Origin of the sequence: Erythrobacter sp. HI0063, assembly GCF_001635685.1 — a bacterium.
Classification (GTDB): Bacteria; Pseudomonadota; Alphaproteobacteria; order Sphingomonadales; family Sphingomonadaceae; genus Qipengyuania.
This window is the reverse complement of record NZ_LWFF01000157.1, coordinates 1-288: the sequence shown is the minus strand read 5'-3', so window position 1 is coordinate 288 and position 288 is coordinate 1. Positions and strand designations below refer to the sequence as shown.

The following is a 288-nucleotide window of genomic DNA, read 5'->3' as shown; positions in this document are numbered from 1 at the left end:
TTCATGCTGACCCAGCCGATCGACGGCGAAGCGGCGACGTGCGCCAACGGGATGACCATCGGCTTCAAATGCGATTCGCCCGAACAGGTGAAAGAATTGCACGACGTGGCAGTCGCGAACGGCGCGACCAGCATCGAAGGCCCTCCCGGACCGCGCGACGCCGGACAGCTCGGCACGATGCACCTGTCCTATTTCCGCGATCTGGACGGCCACAAGATCTGCGGCATCCACCGCGAAGCCTGATTACGATGGAAACGCTGAGCCGCAACCGCTCGCACGAGGGCGTGC

General features: G+C 63.9%; 1 pseudogene. It reads left to right on the top strand.

What is annotated here, in order from left to right:
• Positions 1-243 (top strand): annotated as a pseudogene (locus tag A3736_RS17440) (VOC family protein); the annotation flags it as partial.
• Positions 244-288 lie beyond the last annotated feature (45 nt).